We start from the raw sequence: 1,461 nt of genomic DNA, 5'->3' as shown, positions 1-1,461 counted from the left end.
CCGGCCGTGCCCAACGCCCCGGTCCCGATGCCGGCCGCCAGGACGGGGACCGTCTGCTGCAGCAGTCTGCGCCGGCTCGGCTGTCCCTCGGGCGTGTTGGCGGCCATGCAGCAGGTCCTCCCGGTGCCGGCCCCCAGAGTCCCTGCGCCGCATCCGGTCCGGCCTGCCGGACGCGGCGATTGTCCGGCACCAGTCTATGCCGAACGCATCAGTTCAGTGCCGTGCCCGCCGCCTGTTCGACGGCGTCCACCAGCACGCCGCTGTCCACCAGCAGTCGGACCGCCTCGATTTCCGGCGAGAGATAGCGGTCGGTGCCTGGACCGGCGACGGTTTTGCGGATCTCCCGGCGCACAGCGGTGACGGCCGGGGCGCTGCGGGAGGTCTCCACGCCGCCGTCGCGCATGTCCAGGGCGCGGGCACTGGTGAGCAGTTCAATGGCCAGCACCCGGGTGAGCCCGTCCAGGGCGCGGCGCAGTTTCAGCCCCGCGGACCACCCCATGGACACATGGTCCTCCTGCATGGCCGAGGACGGGATGGAATCCACCGACGCCGGGTTGGCGAGCCGCTTGAGCTCGCTGACGATGCCGGCCTGGGTGTACTGGGCGATCATATGCCCGGAGTCCACCCCCGGATCATCGGCCAGGAAAGCATTCAGGCCGTGGCTGCGGGCGGTGTCCAGGAACCGGTCGGTCCGCCGTTCGCTCATCGAGGCAAGGTCGGCCACGGCGATGGCCAGGAAGTCCAGCGCGTAGCCGACCGGGGCGCCGTGGAAGTTGCCGTTGGACTCCACCCGGCCGTCCGGGGTGACCACGGGATTGTCGACGGCGGAGGCCAGCTCGTAGCCGGCCACCGATTCCACATGGGCAAGCGTGGCGCGCGCCGCGCCGTGCACCTGGGGTGCGCAGCGCAGGGAGTACGCATCCTGGACCCGGGTGAACCGGTGCTGCGCATCGGCTCCGGCTGACTTTTGCTCTGCGATCAGGACGGAACCGGCCAGGACGGTGCGCATGTTGGCGGCCGCAGCGATCTGGCCGGGGTGCGGCCGGAGCGCGTGCAGGTCCTCCGCCAGCACGGAGTCGGTGCCGAGCAAACCTTCGATGCTCATGGCCGCGGCGAGGTCGGCGGTCTTCAGCAGCCGGTGCAGGTCGGCCGACGCCATGATCAGCATGCCCAGCATGCCGTCGGTGCCGTTGATCAGTGCCAGCCCTTCCTTCTCCCGCAGCTCCACCGGCTCCAGGCCCGCGGCGGCCAGTGCGTCGGCGGCCGCCACCAGCTCGCCTTCCTGGGTGCGGACCTGGCCCTCACCCATCAGGGCGAGTGCGCAGTGGGCCAGCGGCGCGAGGTCCCCGGAACAGCCCAGGGAGCCGTATTCGCCGATCACCGGGGTGATGCCGGCGTTGAGGATGCCCGCGTAGGCCTGGGCCACCAGCGGGCGGACGCCGGTGCGGCCGGTGGCCCTCG

Annotated in this window: 1 protein-coding gene; it reads right to left on the bottom strand. The window is 71.7% G+C overall.

The window, feature by feature from the left end; genetic code table 11:
- Nucleotides 1–208 precede the first annotated feature (208 nt).
- Nucleotides 209–1,461 (bottom strand): histidine ammonia-lyase (locus AC5RUJ_RS16245; protein ID WP_494156243.1); only part of this gene is annotated, 1,253 nt, incomplete at its 5' end.

Source organism: Arthrobacter sp. Y3223164 (assembly GCF_059091005.1).
The sequence above is the reverse complement of the archived record's forward strand: the minus strand, read 5'-3'. Positions and strand labels throughout refer to the sequence as shown.